Genomic DNA, 19,131 nt, shown 5'->3' with positions numbered 1-19,131 from the left:
TATTCCATGACGTCCACACCGTCGCAGATCGAAACCGCAGCAGGGAGCGCGGAGACCAAGCGCCGCATCCTGGTCGTCACCCCGGACACCCTCGGTGAGCTGATGGCCGGGCCGGCGATCCGCGCCTGGGAGATCGCGAAGGCGCTCTCCGAGTTCGCCGACGTCCGCCTCGTCTCCACGAACAGGGCCGAGATCAGCTCCGACGCCTTCCCCGTGCACTTCGCTGACGATTCAGGGCTGCACGAGCACGTGGACTGGGCGGAGGTCCTGGTGTTCCAGGGGCACATCCTGCGAACCCACCAGTGGATCAAAGACACCGACACGATCATCGTGGCCGACATCTACGACCCGATGCACCTGGAGCAGCTCGAGCAGGGCAAAGACCTGGGGCCCGCCGACAGGCTCGCCGTCGCCATCGACACCGTCGAGGTGCTGAACGACCAGCTGGAACGCGCGGACTTCATGGTCTGCGCCTCCGAGAAGCAGCGCGACTTCTGGCTCGGCCAGCTCGCCGGGCTCGCCAGGATCAACCCGGCCACCTACGACAGGGACCCGAGCCTGCGCTCGCTGCTCGACGTCGCACCGTTCGGCGTCGAGAACGACGCCCCCGTGCAGCGCGCCCACGGCATCAAGGGCACCGTCCCCGGCATCGGGCCGGACGACAAGGTCATCATTTGGGGCGGCGGCATCTACAACTGGTTCGACCCGCTGACCCTCATCGAGGCCGTCGCCATCGCGGCCAAGGCCCACCCCGACCTGCGCCTCTACTTCCTCGGCGCGAGCCACCCCAACCCGAACATCCCGACCATGCGGATGGCCGTGGAGGCCCGCAAGCGCGCGGAAGACCTGGGACTCACCGGCAGCGTCGTGTTCTTCAACGACTCCTGGGTGCCGTACACCGAGCGTGCAGACTTCCTGCTCGACGCCGACCTCGGCGTGAGCACCCACTACGACCACCTCGAGACGGCGTTCAGCTTCCGCACGCGCATCCTGGACTACCTGTGGGCGTCGCTGCCGATCGTCAGCACGGACGGAGACACCTTCGCCGAGCTCATCCGCGACAACGAGCTGGGCCGCGTCGTGCCGCCGGAAGACGTGGATGCGCTGGCCACCGCCATCGAGGAGCTCCTCTTCGACGCCGACGAGCGCACCCGCATCGCCGGGAACGTCGAGCGCTTCGCCGCCGGGATGACCTGGGCCACCTCGCTCACGCCGCTCATCGAGTTCTGCAAGAACCCGACGCCGGCACCCGACCGCGTCCGGGGCATCGTCTCCGAGCGCACCAGGATCAACAACGACCTGCACAAGCGCATCGCCGGACTCGAGAACAGCTCGTCCTGGCGGCTCACCCGGCCGCTGCGCGCGGTGATGGAACGACTGCCCGGCCGACGCTCCGAGCTATAATCCATCGAGCGCGCGACACCGATACCCCGACACAGATTGACGACTGAATGACTGCACAGGATCGATACCTTGCGCTCTCCCAAGAGCGGATGGTGACGGTCGGAGGCGACAGCAAAGCCGGATCGTGGCACTCGCTGCGCGAGATCTTCCGCCACCGCGAGCTCCTCTCCCTCCTCGTCCGCCGCGACCTGAAGTCGCGTTACAAAGACAGCGTGCTCGGCTTCGTCTGGACGCTCGTGCGCCCGCTGACGCAGCTGCTCATCTACGCGATCGTCATCGGCAAGGTGCTCGGGGCTGCGAAGAACATCCCCGACTTCGCGATCTACGTCTTCACCGGTCTGACGGTCTACTCGCTGTTCTCCGAGATCATCAGCGGCACCACAGCATCCATCGTCGGCAACTCCGGGCTGATCAAGAAGATCTACCTGCCGCGCGAGATCTTCCCGCTGGCGAGCGTCGGCTCCGCCATCTTCAACTTCCTCATCCAGTTCGTGATCCTGCTCACCGCGACCATCGTGATCGGCAAGCCGCCGCTGCACGCCGAGACGTGGTACCTCATCCCGTCCGTGCTCCTGCTGCTCGTGTTCGGCACGGCGTTCGGCCTGCTGCTGTCCGCGATCAACGTGTACCTGCGCGACGTGCAGTACCTCGTCGAGGTCGTGCTGCTGCTCCTGCTCTGGGCGTCGCCGATCGTCTACTCCTGGACGATGGTCCGGGATGCGCTCGGCCACTCGCTCGCGCTCGACATCTACACGGACAACCCGGTGACCCTCGCCGTGCTCGGCTTCCAGAAGGCCATGTGGGTCGGCGGCCAGGGCGTCGCGGAGTACCCCGACTTCCTGCTGCTGCGCATGGGCATCGCCTTCGTGATCGGCATCGTCCTCCTCCTCGGCTTCCAGCGGGTGTTCTCGCGGCTGCAGGGCAACTTCGCGCAGGTGGTGTGACGATGACGACCAACATCACGCAGAGCAACACGGCGACCGGTGCGGAGGGCGAGGCCCCCGAGGTCGTTCGCGTCGCCGACGTCTCCAAGCGCTTCGTCATCCGCAAGGACAACTCCCTCAAGGAGCGGTTGGTGGCGTTCGGCCGCGGCCGCCAGCACCGCGAGGAGTTCTGGGCGCTCAAAGACGTCAACCTGACCATGCGCGCGGGAACGACCGTGGCGCTGATCGGCCACAACGGTTCCGGCAAGTCCACCCTGCTCAAGGTCATCGGCGGCATCATCGACCCGACCTCCGGCAGCGTCTCCCGCCGCGGGCGCATCGCCGCCCTGCTCGAACTCGGCGCCGGGTTCCACCCCGACCTCACCGGGCGCGAGAACGTCTACCTCAACGCCTCCATCCTCGGCCTCAGCCGGGAGCAGACCGAGGAGCGCTTCGACGAGATCCTGAGCTTCTCCGGCATCGGCGACTTCATCGACACGCAGGTCAAGTTCTACTCGTCCGGCATGTACGTGCGCCTGGCGTTCGCCGTCGCCGTGCACACCGACCCCGACCTGCTGCTGGTGGACGAGGTCCTGGCGGTCGGCGACGAGGCGTTCCAGCGCAAGTGCCTGGACAAGATCCGCTCGTTCCAGGAGGAGGGGCGCACGATCATCCTCGTGACGCACAACCTCAACCAGGTAACGGAGCTGGCTGACAGGGCCGTGCTGCTCAACCGCGGCCAGGTCGTCTTCGACGGCGACCCGGGCGACGCCGTCACAGAGTTCAGGAACATCCTGGAGGACCGCCGCGTCGTCGAGGCCGAGGCAGAGGCCGCCGTGCAGGCGAACAAGCACCCCGGCGTCACCGTCGAGCACGGCCGCGTCGTGGACGCCCGCGTGTTCGCCGTCGGCCGCGAACCCGGCGAGCCCGTCCAGCCGGGCGACGACGTGCGCATCGAGGTCACCCTGGAGCACGACACCGGCATCGACGACTGGATGTGCGCCATCCAGATCGACAACACGATGGGCCAGGCGGTCTACGGCACCACCACCGCCCGCATCGGCGCGGACCTGTCCAGGCTCAAGGAGCGCCGCACCGTCGGCATCGTGCTCAAGGACGCCCAGTTCGGCGCAGGCAAGTACTTCGTCAACGCCTCCCTCATGGACAGCGCGGGCCGTCACCTCTCCGACATGCCGCAGGCGTGCTCGTTCGATGTGCCGTACTACCCGCTCGCGGTGGGTGTCATCCACGCGGTCCCGGAGGTCATCGACCTCTCCTCCTGACCACCCGCCAGCAGGCCGCACAAGAAAGCACGCATGACTCCTTCCGTTCTCGTCGTCACGGTGACGTACAACTCGACCGAGGCCATGCGCCCGTTCCTGTCGTCGCTGCCGTCGGCAGGCTCGAGCGTCGTCGAGGTCATCGTGGTCGACAACGCGTCCGACGGCGCTGCGGAGACGGGCGAACTGGTACGCGCGGCCGGGTACACGTTCGTGGAGCTGCCGAAGAACGAGGGATACGGCGGTGGCGTGCGTGCCGCCGTCGACGCCGCGACCTCGAACCCCGACTTGATCCTGGTCGCGAACCCGGATGTGATCTTCCAGCCCGGCGCGATCGACGTGCTCGCCTCCGCGGCGGAGGAGCTGCCGGGCGCCGGCTCGTTCGGCCCCAAGATCCTGGATGCGGACGGCACCGTCTACCCGTCGGCCCGCCGCCTCCCCTCCCTCCGCACCGGCGTCGCCCACGCGCTCTTCGGGCGCATCTGGCCCACCAACCCGTGGACGGTGCGCTACCGCGCAGAGCGCGAGACGGAGTCCCGCAGGGCGGCCGGCTGGCTCTCCGGCGCGTGCGTGCTGGTGCGCGCAGAGGCGTACCGAGAGCTGGGCGGCTTCGACCCCGGATACTTCATGTACTTCGAAGACGTGGACCTGGGCGCCAGGCTCGGGCAAGCGGGCTGGCGCAACATGTACATCCCGGAGGCCGTCGTCACGCACACCGGCGCCCACTCCACGTCGCGCGACGCGCACACGATGGAGAAGGCCCACCACGACAGCGCATACCGGTATCTGTCGCGCAAGTACGCTGGCTGGTACTTCGCCCCGCTGCGTCTCGCCGTCCGCTTCGGCCTGTGGGGCCGCCTGTGGTGGGTCTCGCGGTGAGTGCGTCGTCGTTCGCGCGCCGCGCCGTGTCCGCCGCGCGGTGGCGCTGGGCGATGGCCCGCTACCGCTCCGGCCGGTTCCGCCCGCAGCGCCTGCACGGCGCAGCGGAGGGCGGCGAAGTCGCGATCATCGTCTGCCTCTGGAACCGCCGTGAGCGCATCGACGCGATCCTTACCCAGCTGGATGCGCAGCAGGGCACGCGCATCCGGTTGCTGTTCTGGAACAACCGCCCTGCCGACACCGCGTACTACCGCAAGCGCATCGCCGCGTACCGCCCGCACGGCGCTCTCGCCGAGGTGAGCATGTTCACCAGCAGGGTGAACATGGGCGGCCTCGGCCGCTTCTTCGTGGCGCGCAAACTCTACGTCGACGGCTACCGCGGCGCCTTCCTGATGCTCGACGACGACCAGGACGTGAGCGACCACCTGGTCACCGACCTGCTTGCCGCGTCCGGTCCACACACCATCGCCGGGTTCTGGGCCTGGACGATGGACGGGGACTACTGGGCCCGCAGGCCCGCGGAGCCGGGCGACCGGGTCAGCTACGTGGGCACCGGCGGCTGCGCGTGCGACATCGACATCGTCAGCGATCTGTCGTTCTTCACCGAACTCCCCCGCTACTTCGCGTTCCTCGAAGACGTGTGGATGTGCGGCTATGCCCGCAAGCGCGGCTGGCGCCTGCGCAAGGTCGACACCCCGATCGAGTTCGTCCTCGACGAGACCAACCAGCACCACTCCCTGGCCGAGCTCAAGGCGGAGTTCTACCGCTACCTGCAGCTGGACGACATCAGCACGGCTTGAACGCCACGGCGTCCGCCGACAGCACGGCCGGACCTCCGATGAAGACCACCTTCGTCGCCCTCATCTTTGCGATGTCGTTGCCGATCGAGCGAGGGACGCACCAGCCGGGTGTGACGAACAGCGGGCCTCTGGTCGCCCCGGCGAGCGTGGAGCCGGAGAGCGCATCCGGGAATGTCGTGCCCGCCGCGATGTAGACCGTGGACGCGGTCGGGAACTTCGACGCGTTGATCAGGTGACTCGTCTCGAACCTGTCGCTTCCGCCGATCCGCGTCGCGGTCACTCCGACGTTCTTCAGCGCCGTCTCGTAGCCGTTCCCGACGGCGCTCGGGCCGCCGATGATCGTGGCCGTCTTGACGGCCGAGGCGGCGAGGTACGACGCCGTCGGCGCATCCAGGGCAGCAGAGCCGGTGACCAGCAGCATCGGCTGCGCGGCGACGCCGGCTGCTGCCGCAGCGGAGAGCGCATCCGGGAAGTTGACGCCCGAGGCGAAGTACGCGCCGGTCGCTGCCGGGAAGGCGTACTTCGCGAGCTGTCTGGAGGTCTCGAAGCGGTCGTAGCCCGCGACCCGCACGGTGTTGGGCTGGACGGTGCGCAGCGTCGCCAGCACGCCGTCTCCGATGGCTGCGGCCCCGCCGACCACCACGATCTTCTTCGGCGCGAGCCGCTTCAGCTCGGCGAGGACGGAGGAGGGGACGAAGCCGACGTTCGCGAGCAGCAGCGGCCCCTTCTGGGCGGCGGCCGCCGGTCCTGCGCTGATCGCGTCGGCGAAGTTCGCGCCGGACGCGATGTACGCCACAGGAACGCCCGCGGCCGGGTACGCGGCCTTGGACACGGCCACCGAAGTGTCGAACCGGTCTGCGCCCTGCACCCTGCCCGCCGTCGGGCTGCCGTTGATGCCGGAGGAGAACAGCACGGTCCTGCAGCCGAACGCCGCGTTCCCCGCCGTGTTTCCCGGTGCCGCGATGGCGGTGATGCAGGCGGAGTACTGGCCGTCGCCCGAGCGCGGGATGCTCGCGCTGAACCCGTGGTTGGCGCCGGCCGCCGGGAAGGCGTTGCCGACATCCGGCCTGGACGCCGACGCAGCCACCGTCTGCGTGCTGACTCCGGACGGAGTGTTCCAGGTGATCTGCACGCTCACCACCGAGGTCGCGAGCGTGAGGTCGATCGCCCATCCCGCGACGGAGAACGACGACGCGGTGAGCGTGGCCGACTCGTAGTTGCCGGTCGGCGGGACACCACCGGAGGTGGGCCCGAACCAGTCCGTGTACTGCACCCAGAAGTTGCGGTTGCCGTATGCGGAGCAGCCGTCGCCCGTTCCGTACAGGTTGGCGAGGGCCGCGGCGTTCGGCTGGTACGGCGTGTAGTAGTAGAGGGCGGCGGTGGCCTTGTTCTGGATCAGCACGTTGCCGGCGCCGCACGCGGCGTTGGGGCTCCAGCGGATGGCGCTGACCTGGCCGACCGGGAACCAGGTGAACGAGTTGTTGGTCCCCGGCGGGTTGCCGTAGCGCTTGTACTGCCACGCCGCCATGTAGACCTGGTTGTAGAAGCCGAAATACTGCGAGTCGCACGCCGCGGTGTCCGGGCAGGCGTACCCGGTGGCCTTGTTGTACTGCCCCGTGGTCGGCCAGGTGTCCTTGACAAGCCCTTGCTCCTTCTGCAGGAGCACGAGCAGCACCTTCTGGCTGATCCCGCAGGCGGCTCCGACCTTGGCGATGATCGTCGCCGAGGTCTCGTTCGCGCCTCCGGTGTATGCCGCGCACATGGCGTCTCCGGCCCGGGAGAACGTGCTCTGGCGGTAGTCCTTGAGGCAGGTGTATCCGGCGCGGCAGGTGGAGACCTGGGTGTTCAGGAACGCCTGGATGGCGCCGGCGTCGAGCGCCGAGCCGTTGTAGAAGTTGTAGTCGCTGATGATGTTGCCCGGATCGAACCCGGAGGCGACCGCCGTCTTCACCGGGCCGAGGACCCCGGCGGCCGGTCGGGATGCGGACACCGCTGCGGATGCGGACCCCGGCTCCTGGGCCTGCGCAGGCGCGCCGAGAATCGCGCCTCCGAGCGTCACGGCGATGGTCGTCATGAGCGCTGCGAGAAGGCGCGCGCGAGCGTGGCGGGTCAACACATCGTCGAGCCTAGCCAGGATACGCAGCGTTTGGGCCCTCTGACGCAAAGGAATTGCATGCAAATTGCGTCGAACGCTCGTTTATTGAATTTGCCTCAGTTTTGCCGCACCCCGTTCGGGGGTGGACCGGCTACGGGCAGACGCTGAGCGACGAGATGCCGGACGAGAGCGCCGCCGTCCCGCCGAGGACGGTCATGGCGGTCGCGCCGAGCCTGCCGACCTCCGCCACGGTGCTCTGGGCGACGCATCCGGTCGGCACGACGTAGAGCGGGGCGCCCTTCGCTCCGGCGAGTGCCGATCCGGCCAGAGCGTCGGGGAAGGTCACCCCGGAGGCGACGAACAGGGCCGTGTCCGAGGAGAACACGTTCTTGTTGACCACCTGCGCGGTCTCGAAGCGGTCGCTGCCCCCGAGCCGGGTGACAGGGGCGATGCGGCCGAGCGACGTGGCGAGCGCGTTGGACACGCTCACCGGGCCGCCGACCACCGCGATCGAGGTGGCGCCGAGCTTCGAGATGAGCGACGAGGTCGCCGCGTCCGCTCCCGCGGCATAGCCGGGGACGAGCACGACGGGGTTCGCGAACGCTCCGGCCGCCGCTCCGGCCGACAGCGCATCCGGGAACGAGGTGCCCGTGGCGATGTAGACCCGCTTCGCGCTCCCGAACGCGAACGCCGTGACCTTCCTCGACGTCTCGTACCTGTCGCCCCCGGCCAGCCGCGTGACCGTGCCGTACGACGAGAGTGTCTTCGCGACACCGGCGGATACGGCGTTGACCCCGCCGACCACGATGATCCTGGTGGGCTTCAACCGGGCGATCTCGGCGGCGATGGATGCGGGGAGCGCCCCGGGCATCGTCAGCAGCAGCGGGGCGCCGAGCGCGACCGCGGCGGGTGCTGCCGAGAGCGCATCCGGGAAGTCGACTCCGGAGGCGACGACCACCGTCTTCGCCGTGCCGGGGAATCCGGCGCGCGAGATCTGCACGGCGGTGTCGAAGCGGTCGCTGCCGGACAGCCGCGCGACGGCGGGCTTGGCGACGGTCGTGATCGTCCCCGTCGAGGTCGCGGCCGCGGTGGTGCCCCACCGCGAGACCAGGCGGTATGTATGCTTCCCCGGCGTCGTGGGCAGGGGTACGCTCCACGCCCCCGCCGACGACACCGTGGCGGTCGTGTTCGCACCGGAGGCGTCCGTGCGGCCGTCGTAGTAGACGGACACGGTCGTCTGGGCGTTCCCGCCCGCGACGGTTCCGGTCAGCGATCCGGGCGCGAACACGGTCGAACCGTCGTGCACGGAGGGCACGGGCGCCGAGACGGCCACCGACAGCTTCCAGCCGGGCTGCTGCGATGCGACGCTGGGCGACGCGGAGGAGCGCAGCGGGAAGAAGGCACCGAGCTGTCCTGAGCCGCAGGTGTCCGACTGCGAGCTGGCGCTCGTCACACCGAGGGCGTACGCCCCGACGACGGCCGAGCCGCCGCTGTCGCCCTTCAGCACGCACGCATCGCTGATGATCTCGTTGACGTCCTGACCGTCCACGTCGACCATCGCGTCGACGGCCAGCACCTTTCCGCAGGTCCAGCCGCTGCTCGACCCCGACTTGCACATCGAGGCCCCGACCACGGCCGTCGTGTCGCCCTTGATGCCGAGCGAACTCGCGGTCGGCGCGCCCTGCGCACCGCCCCAGGTGGAGATGGCCGCCTGGGGCGCGAAAGCGGTGCTGGTCACAGCGATCCGGCCGGAGTCGAAGCCGCCGCCGAACCGGAACGTCCCGGCGACGGGAGAGCCGATGGTCGCTCCGAACTGCGCGGCCGGGTCGCTCGGCCTGCTCTGGACGATCTGCATGATCGAGGAATACGGCGTTCCCTGCACACAGTGCCCTGCCGTCACGAACTGCTGCTGGTTGCTCGCGTCCGTGCCGTTGAAGCCGATCGAGCAGCGCTCCCCGCTGTTCGCGTCGACGAGGTAGCCCCACGCCGTCCCGCCGAGCAGGGGCGCTGCCGCCGCGTTCAGCCGGAGACCGCTCATGGCGGGAGGGGCGGACCCGACCGTCACGGTCGCTCCCGTGGCCTCCGCGGGAGCGACGTCCGCCGACGACGCGACGGTGACGTGGAGGTCCGTGCCGTCGATGCGCGACGCCACCACGTCGACGCCGTCCTTCTTCAGCGACGACACGACCGCTGCTGCGTCTGTCGCCGCCGCCGCGTCGCTCAGGTACTCCTCGGGAGTGACCCCGAGGTCACGCTGGACGGCGTCGGTGAGGTCGGCGGGAAGCTGGGCCGCCGCTGCGGCGAAGGTCTCGGGGGCGTACTCCCCCATCGTCGGCGTTCCTGCGGGCGGCGTCGGGGCCGGGTCTGCTGCCTGCCGCGCGAGGGAGGCCACCGGCGCGGCCGGCGCTGCGGCTGCGGGGCCTGCGATGCCCAGGGCGACGGTGGCGCAGACGGCGGCGACGATCGCCGTACCCAGACGGAGGTCGGTCATGGGAGCTCCTCGGAGACGGTGTGCCGGGGCGAGCCGGTAGACAGCGCGGTCGGGCGCCACCAGCCACCCTATTCGACAGCACACGCGTGCGCGACGGCTCGCCACGCCGCGGAAACGACGAAGGCTCCCGCTGTTCGCGACAGCGGGAGCCTTCCGACGTGGATGCGCGTGGCGCTCAGGCGTCGACGGCCAGCAGCCCGTTGAGGTAGCGACCGTACCCGCTCTTCACGAGCGGCGCGGCGAGGACGGCGAGCTGCGCGTCGTCGATCCACCCGGCGCGCCAGGCGATCTCCTCGATGCAGCCGACCTTGAAGCCCTGCCGGTCCTCGATCACGCGCACGTACTCGGAGGCCTGCATCATCGACTCGAATGTGCCGGTGTCGAGCCACGCCGTGCCGCGGTCGAGCACCTGCACCTGCAGCGTGCCCGCATCCAGGTAGCGCTCGTTGACCGTGGAGATCTCAAGCTCGCCGCGCGCGCTCGGCTCGATCGTCTTGGCGATCTCGACGACGGAGTTGTCGTAGAAGTAGAGGCCGGGAACCGCGTAGTTGCTCTTCGGCTTGACCGGCTTCTCCTCGATGGAGACGGCGGTGAAGCTGTCGTCGAACTCGACCACGCCGTACGCCGTCGGGTTGCTCACGTGGTAGGCGAAGATCAGCGCGCCGTCGATCTCACTGTGGTTGCGCAGCGACGAGCCGAGCCCTGCGCCGTGGAAGATGTTGTCGCCGAGCACGAGAGCCACCGACTGGTCCCCGATGAACTCCTCGCCGATGATGAACGCCTGCGCGAGACCATCCGGCGACGGCTGCACGGCGTACTCGAGCCGGATGCCGAGCTCCGACCCGTCGCCGAGCAGCGCCTTGAACTGCTGGTTGTACTCCGGCGTCGTGATGATGAGGATCTCGTTGATCCCCGCCATCATCAGCGTCGAGAGGGGGTAGTAGATCATCGGCTTGTCGTAGATCGGCATCAGCTGCTTCGAGATGCCCTTGGTGATCGGCCACAGACGCGTGCCGGAGCCGCCGGCCAGGATGATTCCGCGCATGTCGGTCAGTTACCTCCGTTGTCGAGCGAGGCGTAGAACGCGCGGGCGGCCTCCCAGGTGGGAAGCAGCCCGGCCGCTGCGGCCTCTGCGAGGCCGGGGGCCTCGGTGTCTTTCGGGGAGAGCAGCAGCTCGCCGGCCTCCTCGGGGAAGCGCAGGCCGATCTCCGCGTCGAGCGGGTTGATCCCGTGCTCCCTGGTGGGGTTGTACACGTCGCTGACGAGGTAGCTGACGGTCGCGTCGTCCGTGAGGGCGACGAAGCAGTGGCCGAGCGCCTCGGAGACGTAGATCGCCCTGCGGTCCTTGTCGTCGAGCAACACGGTGTCCCACTGCCCGTATGTCGGCGAGCCGACCCGGATGTCGATGGCGAAGTCGAGCACGGCGCCGTGCGTTGCGGTGACGTACTTGGCCTGCCCGACGGGGATGTCGGCGAAATGGATGCCGCGCACCGAACCGCGCTTGGAGACGGACGTGTTGCCCTGGCGGAGGTTCAGCGAGTGGCCGACGGCCTCCTCCAGACGGTCGTACCGGTACCACTCCAGGAACAGTCCGCGGTCGTCCGCGTGCTGCTTCGGAGTGATCTCGTAAGCGTCAGGAATACTCAATTCGCGAATCTGCACCCCAGGAGTCTACTGGCAGACGCTGAGCTTCCCCACGAGATCGCTGAGCGCCGTGGTTCCGCCGAGGAGCTTGTACGTCGGAGCGCGGAGCGTCTGCTCCGCCGCCTGCGGGTACACGCAGCCCTGCGGGGTGACCTGCAGCGGGCTCTTCGCCGCCGCGGCGTACGCCGCTCCGGACAGTGCGTCGGGGAATGCGGCCCCGGAGGCGAGCAGCGCGGTGGACGTCGCCCCGGGGAACGCGGCGGCGTTGACGGCCACGCTGGTGGCGAAACGGTCGCTGCCCGCGAGCCTCGTGACCGTGAAGCCGAGCTTCTGCAGGCCGTTGGCGAACCCGGCGGACACGCTGGCGGGGCCGCCGACGACGTTCACCTTGGTGGCCTTGAGCTTCCGCAGCTCGGCGACGGTCAGGCTGTCGGGTGAGCCGAGCGCGCCGTTGACCAGCAGCACGGGCTTGCCCTGCGCTCCGGCGGCTCCGCCGGCGGAGAGTGCGTCGGGGAAGTTCATCCCCGACGTGACGTATGCCGTGTCGGCTCCGGCGGGGAAGGCCTGGTTCGCGATGGCGATGGATGTGGTGAACCTGTCGTAGTCCGAGACCCGCGTCACCGACGAGGTGATGGAGCGCAGCTGCTGGATCACCCCATTCGTCACGGAGGCCGCCCCTCCGGCGATGAAGATCTTCGCCGGCTTGAGCCTGCGCAGCTCCGTCATGATCGGAGCGGGAACAGCAGTGGTCTGCACGAGCAGCAGCGGCCCGCCCAGCTTCGCTGCCGCCGGAGCGGCGGCGAGCGCGTCCGGGAAGTTCAAGCCGCTCGCGATGTACGCAGAGGAGACCCCTGCGCCGGGGCTCGGATATGCGGCGCGGGAGATGGCGGCGGACGTCTCGTACCTGTCCCCACCGGAGAGGCGCGACAGCGCGGGCACCGAGCCTGCGGTGGACGATCCGTACCAGGCGTTGAACAGCATCCAGAAGTTGCGGGTGCCGTATGCCGAGCAGCTGTCGCCGGTTCCCGGGTAGCTGGCGAGCGAGGCGGCGTTCGGCGTGTACGGCGTGTAGTAGTACAGCGCGGCGGTCGCCTTGTTGAAGATGGCGACCTGGGCCGAGCCGCAGGAGGCGTCGAGGTTGTAGCGCACGGCGTTCACCTTGCCGACCTTGATCCAGCCGAACGATGGGGTGGTGCCCGCCGGGTCCGCGTAGCGCTTGAACTGCCACGCGGCGCCGTAGACCTGGTTGAAGAAGCCCGTGGATGCTGCGCTGCTGTCACAGCCGAGGCTCGTGTCCGGGCAGTTCCAGCCCGTGGCGTGGTCGTACATCCACTGGGTCGGAGCGCTGGTCGAGACGAGCCCCTGCTCCTTCTGGATCATCGTGACGAGCACCACCGGGTTGATGCCGCAGGCGACGCCCACCTTCGCGATGATGGTGGCCGCGGACTCCCCCGCCGCCCCCTGGTATGCCGCGCACATCGGGTCGGCCGCCTTGGACGAGGTGGTCTGCTTGAAGTTCTTGAGGCATCCGGGCGCTGCCTTCGTGGTGCATCCAGCGCCCTTGGTGTTCAGGAACGACTGGATGGTCCCCACACTCCACGCGTTGCCCTTGTAGAAGACCGCGTCGCTCACCAGGTTGCCCGCGACGAACTTCGACGCCACAGCGTCGGACGCCCCGGTGGCGTGGAACTCGCCCATCCCGTCGATCACGTTCTGCTGCTCGGCCTCCGGCGAGACCGCGGTTCCCGCCGCAGCCGCTGCCGCCTGCACCTGGGCGTAGTACGCGGCCGCGCGCTGGTCGTCCGACGTGTCCGCCACCGCCGCCGTCGGCGCTGAGAGCAGCGCGATCGCCGTGGCCCCCGCCGCGACGATCCCGAACAATTTCGTGCGCGTGCGGACGCGCTCCCCCGTGTTAGTCACGAGCGCGAGCCTAGAACGAACCGTGCACCCCTGCAATATCCGCATTGTCTATCGGTGAAGGCTCTCAGGGAGCGACCGGGTAGAATCTCTGCGGCAGTCCAGAATCCGTGAGGCAGGTCCTACTTTCCATGAAAATTCTCGTCACCGGCGGCGCCGGTTTCATCGGCTCCAACTTCGTCCGGCGAACGCTGCAGGATGCGTACCCCGGCCTCGAAGGCGCAGAGGTCGTCGTGCTGGACGCTCTGACGTACTCGGGCAACCTGGAGAACCTGGCCCCCGTGGCCGACTCTCCCCGCTACACCTTCATCAAGGGCGACATCCGCAACGGCGGCCTGCTCGATGAGCTGTTCCCCGAGATCGACGCCGTGGTGCACTTCGCGGCGGAGTCGCACGTCGACCGTTCGGTGCGCGACGCATCCATCTTCGTCGAGACCAACGTGCTCGGCACCCAGCAGCTGCTCGACGCGGCGCTCCGCAACGACGTGAAGCGCTTCGTCCACGTCTCCACCGACGAGGTCTACGGCTCCATCGCCGAGGGCTCCTGGGACGAGGAGCGGCCGCTCGAGCCGAACTCGCCGTACTCCGCGTCGAAGGCGGGCAGCGACCTGCTCGCGCGCAGCTACTACCGCACGCACGGCCTCAACATCTCGATCACGCGCTGCTCGAACAACTACGGCCCGTACCACTTCCCCGAGAAGGTCATCCCGCTGTTCGTCACGAACCTGATCGACGACAAGCACGTTCCGCTCTACGGCGAGGGAAACAACATCCGGGACTGGCTGCACGTCGACGACCACACCCGCGGCATTGCGATGGTGCTGGTGGGCGGCCGCGCCGGCGAGATCTACAACATCGGCGGCGGCACCGAGCTCACCAACAAGGAGCTCACCCAGCTGCTGCTCGACGCGACCGGCAAGGACTGGTCGTACGTCGACCGCGTCGCCGACCGCCTCGGCCACGACCTGCGTTACTCGGTCGACATCTCCAAGATCCGCGCAGAGCTCGGCTACGAGCCGCTCGTGCCGTTCCAGCAGGGTCTCGCAGACGTCGTGCAGTGGTACCGCGACAACCGCAGCTGGTGGGAGCCGCTGAAGGCACGCGCCGCGCTGGACAACTGATGACGCGCTACCTGATCACCGGCGCCGCCGGGCAGCTCGGGCTCGACCTGCAGCAGGCGCTCGCCGGCCGTGAGGTCACCGCTCTGCGCCGTGCCGACCTCGATGTCGCCGACCGGGATGCCGTGCTCGCCGCCGTCGCCGGCCACGACGTGGTCATCAACGCGGCCGCGTACACCAAGGTCGACGACGCGGAGACGCACGAAGACGAGGCGTACGCGATCAACGCGACCGGCCCGGAGAACCTCGCCATCGCGGCGAAGCAGCACGGCGCGAAGCTCGTGACCGTCTCCACCGACTACGTGTTCGACGGCCACGGCAGCGCCCCGTACGCCGAGGACGCCCCGCGCGATCCGATCAACGCGTACGGCCGCACGAAGGCCGCCGGCGAGGAACTGGCGCTCTCTGCGCATCCGGACGGCACGTACGTGGTGCGCACCGCGTGGCTCTACGGAGCGGGCGGCGCGAACTTCGCCAAGACGATGGTGAAGCTCGCGGGAAGCCACGAGACCGTCAGTGTCGTGGAGGACCAGCTCGGCCAGCCCACCTGGACGGCCGACCTGGCGGCACAGATCGTCGCCATGCTCGACGCGGACGCTCCAGCAGGGGTCTACCACGGCACCAACGCGGGCGAGACGAGCTGGTACGGCTTCGCCAAGGCGGTCTTCAGCGAGGCCGGTTTGAACCCTGATAGGGTCACACCGACCGACAGCTCCGCGTTCGCCCGCCCTGCACCTCGGCCCTCGTACTCGGTGCTCGGTCACGAGGCATGGCGCGCCGCCGGCCTCGAGCCCATGCGCGCGTGGGACGAAGCACTGGCAGACGCAGCGCGTCACGGAGTTCTGGAGCAGCATGACAACCCTGAGAGTGGTCGTTGATGAGCTCATCGGCGACGCCCCCGGCGGGGCGCGCAGGTACACCGAGGAACTGACCAGGCAGCTCATCGCCACAGCGCCGGCGGGGTGCCAGGTCGAGGGCATCGTCCCCAACGTCTCCGACGACATCGTCGACGACCTCCGGATGCGCCTCCCCGGCATCGCGGCGATCACCACCCTGCCGATGGGCAGGCGCGAACTCGTCATGGCCTGGCAGTCCGGCCTCAAGCTCGGCGGGGTGAGCGGCATGGTGCACGCACCCAGCCTGCTGGCTCCGCTGCGCAAGCACGACAGGGTCAACGACGGTGACCAGATCGCGGTGACCATCCACGACGTGCTCCCCTGGCTGCACCCGGAATCGCTCGGCTCCGCCAACGCCCTCTGGCACAAGGCGATGGCCAAGCGCGCCCGCAAGCACGCGGACGCCATCGTGGTGCCGACACACGCCATCGCGGACCAGCTCGGCGAGTTCATCGACTTCGGCGACAGGGTGCGCGTCATCGGAGGTGCCCCGGCCACGACGCTGCGCCTCCCCGCGGACGCCGACGAGCGCGCGGCCAGGCTCGGGCTCCCCGAGCGATACGCGCTCACGCTCGGCTCGATCATGCCGCGCAAGGGCATCGCGCCGCTCATCCGCGCCGTCGCCCTGCCGGACGCCCAGGACATCCCGCTCATCATCGCCGGACCGGACAGGTACGGCGACGGCTCTGCCACCGGGGTCGCTGCTGCGGCCGGGCTCCCGGAGGACAGGGTGCGCGCACTCGGCCACTTGGACGACGCCGACCTCGCTGTCGCCCTCGACCGCGCGACGGTGTTCGTCTTCCCCAGCCTGGCGGAGGGATTCGGGCTGCCGATCGTCGAGGCGTTCAAGTTCGGCCTGCCCGTGATCCACTCCGACGACCCCGCCCTGGTCGAGGTCGCAGCGGGTGCAGGGCTCGCGGTTGAGCGACCGGACACCCCGGACGACCCCGCATACTCCGAGCGGCTCGCGGCGGCCATCGGCCGGGTGCTGACCGACGACGAGCTGCGCAGCAGGCTCGGCATCCTGGCCGCCGACCGCGCCCGCGCGTTCAGCTGGCGCGACTCGGCAGAGCGCGTCTGGCAGCTGCACGCCGACCTGTAGGCACCCCGGCACGGCGCGCTCGGAGACTGTCCAGGCCGTCGTTGCTATTCTGACCCGGTCATGTCTTCCTCTTCTCGCCGCCTCACCTCCCTCGACGGGCTCCGCGGCGTCGCCGCTCTGATCGTGGTCGCGCACCACGTGAGCCTGCTGTACCAGCCTTTCGCGGCGACGTACATGGGCGGGGACCTTCCGGCAGAGGGGTCGCTGGCGTGGTGGTTCAGCCACTCCCCGCTGAAGCTCCTGACGGCCGGCCCGGAAGCCGTGATCATCTTCTTCGTGCTCAGCGGCTTCGTGCTGAGCCTTCCCGTGCTCAGACCGCGCGAGTTCGACTGGATGGCGTATTTCCCCCGCCGCCTCGTGCGCATCGGCCTGCCCGTGCTCTGTTCACTCGTGTTCGCAGCAGGGCTCGCCCTCCTCGTGCCGCAGATCCCGCGATTCGGGACGAGCTCCTGGGCGGCGTCGACGAGCGTGCATCCGCTCAGCATCGAGCGGTTCCTCGTCAACATCGACCCGCTGATGCCGGATGTGACGCTCAACAATCCGCTGTGGTCCATCTTCTGGGAGATGGCGTTCTCGATGGCGCTCGCGCTCTTCGTCGGCCTCGCCGTCGTGCTCAAGCGGTTCTGGCCGCTCGTGCTCGCCCTGGCCGTCGCATCCACGTTCCTCGGCATCGACTCGCAGGCGCAGAGCTTCCGCTACCTCCCCGCCTTCTTCGTCGGCGCGCTGGCCGCCGCACTGTTCCCGCGCATCCAGGCCATCGGCGCCGCCATCTCGTCGTGGCGCATCGGGCACGTGGTCTGGGCCGTCGTGTTCGTGGCGTCGCTTCTGCTGCTGATCGGCACCTGGCTGTTCCCGGCGCTCACGCCCATCCCGGCGATGTGGCTGGCAGGATTCCAGCCGGTGGCGGCGCTGATCATCGTGATCTGCTGCCTGGAGTGGTCGCCGCTGGCGTGGCTGCTGTCCGTGGGCCCGCTGCGCTGGGCCGGCATGGTGTCGTTCAGCCTCTACCTCGTGCACGTCCCGATCATCCTGACGTTCTACTACCTCTTCCCGTCCCTCTCGCTTCCGGTGGTCGGCATGCTCGCCGTGGTGACCGCCATCGCGGTCGCCGCCGCCTTCTACTGGCTCATCGAGAAGCGCTCGCACACACTGTCGAAGATCACCGGAGCGGCTGTAGCACGCGGCTTCGCGCACCGCGGCTCCGGAGAGACGGCAGCAGCGGCTGCACCGGATGCGCAGCAGACCCCGGCGCGCGAGCTAGCGTCCGATTCGCGCGCCTGACCCCACGGCGGCCTGCTCGGTCGTCCCTGCGGCTTCGCTCGCCTGCTCGGGGCCGAACCAGGCGCGGTAGCGCTCGGACGCCCAGGCGCCGACGGCGCGCGACCAGCCGTGGCTGCGCTGCTCGATCAGCCAGGTGAAGCCGATGGCGACGAGCACGGCGAGCGGGATGCCGAACAGCAGCGGCACATACCAGGCCTGTCCGGCGAACAGGTACGTGCTGAAGATCAGGATCGGCACGTGCACCAGGTACAGGCTGAACGAGATGGTTCCCGCGTACTGCAGCGGGCGCGACTCGAAGAGGGCGTGCAGCGGCTTCCAGCCGATCGCGGCGACCACCAGTCCGGCGGCGGCGAGCGGCATCAGCCCCTTGAGAACGGCCACGAGCTCCGGCAGGTCGGCGACACCGGGCCCGAACAGCCACGGAGCGATCATCAGCGCGCCGCTGCCGAGCGTCATCGCCGCCCACACCAGGTGCCGGATGCGGCGCGCGTTCAGGCGCTCGGCGAAGATCCGCACCGAGTCCAGGCGAACGGCCAGCACGGCCCCGACGAAGAACGCGGGCAGGTAGGACAGTGCGCCGGCGTCCGTCCGGACGCCCAGCCAGGTGAGCAGCACGGCGGCGGCGAGGCCGCCCAGCCACCAGCGGCGCACCGCGATGGCCGCGATGGCGAACACCGGAAGCGCGAGCGAGAAGATCAGCTCCCAGCGCAACGACCAGAGCGGGTTGTTGATCTGGCCGTCTCCGCCGAGCAGGTCCCAGGCCTTGACGATGTACTCCCAGCTGAACGCCGGCGTCGACGAGTCGCTGAGCCAGGTGCCCTTCGGCTGGGTGCTCACCTGCGGGATGGCCGCGACGAACCCGGCCGCGAGCAGCACGGACGCCATGACAGGCACCATCAGCCGAACAGCGCGGCGGGGGAAGTACGCGATCCAGTCGAACCCGCGCTTGCGGACGACGGGCAGGGTCACGACGAGGCCGGAGAGGACGAAGAAGACGATGACCGACTCCCAGCCGGCCGTGAACAGCTTCAGCGGCGTGTAGCTGATCCACCACATCGGAGAGCCGGTCGGAGCCGTGCCCCCGCCCGGTGTGCCGGGGAAGTTGGGGTTCGTGTACATCGCGTGGTGCAGCACCACGATCAGCGCCGCCGCCCCTCGAAGTCCATCGAGGGAGGCCAGCCGTCCACCCGTTTTTTTCGTCACATTCACACCAGTACTCGACATAGGCCGACCACGGTACCCCGTGCGCCTCACGGGTTCCTGTGACCTGTTCAGGGGTCAGCTGTGAGCTGCGCGCCGAC

At 69.1% G+C, this 19,131-nt stretch carries 15 protein-coding genes; 9 read left to right on the top strand and 6 right to left on the bottom strand.

Annotated elements, in window-relative coordinates; translation table 11 throughout:
- Positions 1-6: 6 nt before the first annotated feature.
- Genes HF024_RS05110 through HF024_RS05090 form a run of 5 tightly spaced genes read left to right on the top strand, consistent with a single transcriptional unit; the run spans position 7 to position 5,286 of the window.
- The gene (locus tag HF024_RS05110) at positions 7-1,404 is read left to right on the top strand and encodes a glycosyltransferase family 4 protein (RefSeq protein ID WP_168688870.1); all 1,398 of its coding nucleotides are present in this window, start codon (positions 7-9) and stop codon (positions 1,402-1,404) included.
- Positions 1,405-1,451: 47 nt separating this feature from the next.
- On the top strand, positions 1,452-2,348 hold the full coding sequence (locus HF024_RS05105) for an ABC transporter permease (protein ID WP_168688869.1): 897 nt from the start codon (positions 1,452-1,454) through the stop codon (positions 2,346-2,348).
- Positions 2,349-2,350: 2 nt separating this feature from the next.
- A complete protein-coding gene (locus HF024_RS05100) occupies positions 2,351-3,610 on the top strand; it encodes an ABC transporter ATP-binding protein (RefSeq protein WP_085369134.1) in 1,260 nt (419 codons plus the stop codon).
- Between the two features lie 33 nt (positions 3,611-3,643).
- Positions 3,644-4,486, top strand: coding sequence for a glycosyltransferase family 2 protein (locus tag HF024_RS05095; RefSeq protein ID WP_168688868.1), 843 nt, complete (start codon positions 3,644-3,646; stop codon positions 4,484-4,486).
- Positions 4,468-5,286 (top strand): hypothetical protein, encoded by an 819-nt coding sequence (locus HF024_RS05090; RefSeq protein ID WP_168688867.1) that lies wholly within the window; start codon positions 4,468-4,470, stop codon positions 5,284-5,286. The genes HF024_RS05095 and HF024_RS05090 overlap by 19 nt, the downstream gene beginning before the upstream one ends.
- Here HF024_RS05090 and HF024_RS05085 read toward each other — a convergent pair.
- The 5 genes from HF024_RS05085 to HF024_RS05065 all read right to left on the bottom strand — a co-directional run bounded on the left by HF024_RS05085 (position 5,273) and on the right by HF024_RS05065 (position 13,436).
- Positions 5,273-7,360 carry a cell wall-binding repeat-containing protein gene (locus HF024_RS05085; protein ID WP_168688866.1) on the bottom strand — a complete coding sequence of 696 codons (2,088 nt, stop codon included), beginning with the start codon at positions 7,358-7,360 and terminating at the stop codon, positions 5,273-5,275. The genes HF024_RS05090 and HF024_RS05085 overlap by 14 nt on opposite strands.
- Before the next feature lie 172 nt (positions 7,361-7,532).
- On the bottom strand, positions 7,533-9,872 hold the full coding sequence (locus HF024_RS05080) for a cell wall-binding repeat-containing protein (RefSeq protein ID WP_168688865.1): 2,340 nt from the start codon (positions 9,870-9,872) through the stop codon (positions 7,533-7,535).
- A gap of 175 nt (positions 9,873-10,047) precedes the next feature.
- Complete coding sequence (rfbA, locus tag HF024_RS05075; protein WP_085369139.1) at positions 10,048-10,917, bottom strand: glucose-1-phosphate thymidylyltransferase RfbA; 870 nt, start codon at positions 10,915-10,917, stop codon at positions 10,048-10,050.
- Positions 10,918-10,922: 5 nt separating this feature from the next.
- Positions 10,923-11,534: a dTDP-4-dehydrorhamnose 3,5-epimerase family protein gene (locus HF024_RS05070; RefSeq protein WP_168688864.1), complete on the bottom strand. Its 612-nt coding sequence runs from the start codon at positions 11,532-11,534 to the stop codon at positions 10,923-10,925.
- A gap of 9 nt (positions 11,535-11,543) precedes the next feature.
- The gene (locus tag HF024_RS05065) at positions 11,544-13,436 is read right to left on the bottom strand and encodes a cell wall-binding repeat-containing protein (RefSeq protein ID WP_168688863.1); all 1,893 of its coding nucleotides are present in this window, start codon (positions 13,434-13,436) and stop codon (positions 11,544-11,546) included.
- A gap of 128 nt (positions 13,437-13,564) precedes the next feature.
- Here HF024_RS05065 and rfbB point away from each other — a divergent pair, with 128 nt between their 5' ends.
- The 4 genes from rfbB to HF024_RS05045 are packed head-to-tail and all read left to right on the top strand — an operon-like array spanning position 13,565 to position 17,830.
- Positions 13,565-14,554 (top strand): dTDP-glucose 4,6-dehydratase, encoded by a 990-nt coding sequence (gene rfbB / locus HF024_RS05060; protein ID WP_168688862.1) that lies wholly within the window; start codon positions 13,565-13,567, stop codon positions 14,552-14,554.
- Positions 14,554-15,429, top strand: a complete 876-nt coding sequence (rfbD, locus tag HF024_RS05055; RefSeq protein WP_168688861.1) for a dTDP-4-dehydrorhamnose reductase — start codon at positions 14,554-14,556, stop codon at positions 15,427-15,429. Before rfbB ends, rfbD begins: the two co-directional genes overlap by 1 nt.
- Positions 15,404-16,549: a glycosyltransferase family 1 protein gene (locus HF024_RS05050; protein ID WP_168688860.1), complete on the top strand. Its 1,146-nt coding sequence runs from the start codon at positions 15,404-15,406 to the stop codon at positions 16,547-16,549. Before rfbD ends, HF024_RS05050 begins: the two co-directional genes overlap by 26 nt.
- 60 nt (positions 16,550-16,609) lie before the next feature.
- On the top strand, positions 16,610-17,830 hold the full coding sequence (locus tag HF024_RS05045) for an acyltransferase (protein WP_168688859.1): 1,221 nt from the start codon (positions 16,610-16,612) through the stop codon (positions 17,828-17,830).
- Here HF024_RS05045 and HF024_RS05040 read toward each other — a convergent pair.
- Positions 17,807-19,033, bottom strand: a complete 1,227-nt coding sequence (locus HF024_RS05040; protein WP_247597309.1) for an acyltransferase — start codon at positions 19,031-19,033, stop codon at positions 17,807-17,809. The genes HF024_RS05045 and HF024_RS05040 overlap by 24 nt on opposite strands.
- Positions 19,034-19,131 lie beyond the last annotated feature (98 nt).

Origin of the sequence: Leifsonia sp. PS1209 (genome assembly GCF_012317045.1) — a bacterium.
Taxonomy (GTDB): Bacteria; Actinomycetota; Actinomycetes; order Actinomycetales; family Microbacteriaceae; genus Leifsonia.
The sequence above is the reverse complement of the archived record's forward strand: the minus strand, read 5'-3'. Positions and strand labels throughout refer to the sequence as shown.

Excerpts from the sequence above, each read along its gene's own strand:
- HF024_RS05110 (WP_168688870.1), top strand. The coding sequence starts at position 7 with ATGACGTCCACACCGTCGCAGATCGAAACCGCAGCAGGGAGCGCGGAG.
- HF024_RS05105 (WP_168688869.1), top strand. The coding sequence starts at position 1,452 with ATGACTGCACAGGATCGATACCTTGCGCTCTCCCAAGAGCGGATGGTG.
- HF024_RS05100 (WP_085369134.1), top strand. The coding sequence starts at position 2,351 with ATGACGACCAACATCACGCAGAGCAACACGGCGACCGGTGCGGAGGGC.
- HF024_RS05095 (WP_168688868.1), top strand. The coding sequence starts at position 3,644 with ATGACTCCTTCCGTTCTCGTCGTCACGGTGACGTACAACTCGACCGAG.
- HF024_RS05085 (WP_168688866.1), bottom strand. The coding sequence starts at position 7,360 with ATGACGACCATCGCCGTGACGCTCGGAGGCGCGATTCTCGGCGCGCCT.
- HF024_RS05080 (WP_168688865.1), bottom strand. The coding sequence starts at position 9,872 with ATGACCGACCTCCGTCTGGGTACGGCGATCGTCGCCGCCGTCTGCGCC.
- rfbA (WP_085369139.1), bottom strand. The coding sequence starts at position 10,917 with ATGCGCGGAATCATCCTGGCCGGCGGCTCCGGCACGCGTCTGTGGCCG.
- rfbB (WP_168688862.1), top strand. The coding sequence starts at position 13,565 with ATGAAAATTCTCGTCACCGGCGGCGCCGGTTTCATCGGCTCCAACTTC.
- rfbD (WP_168688861.1), top strand. The coding sequence starts at position 14,554 with ATGACGCGCTACCTGATCACCGGCGCCGCCGGGCAGCTCGGGCTCGAC.
- HF024_RS05050 (WP_168688860.1), top strand. The coding sequence starts at position 15,404 with ATGACAACCCTGAGAGTGGTCGTTGATGAGCTCATCGGCGACGCCCCC.
- HF024_RS05045 (WP_168688859.1), top strand. The coding sequence starts at position 16,610 with ATGTCTTCCTCTTCTCGCCGCCTCACCTCCCTCGACGGGCTCCGCGGC.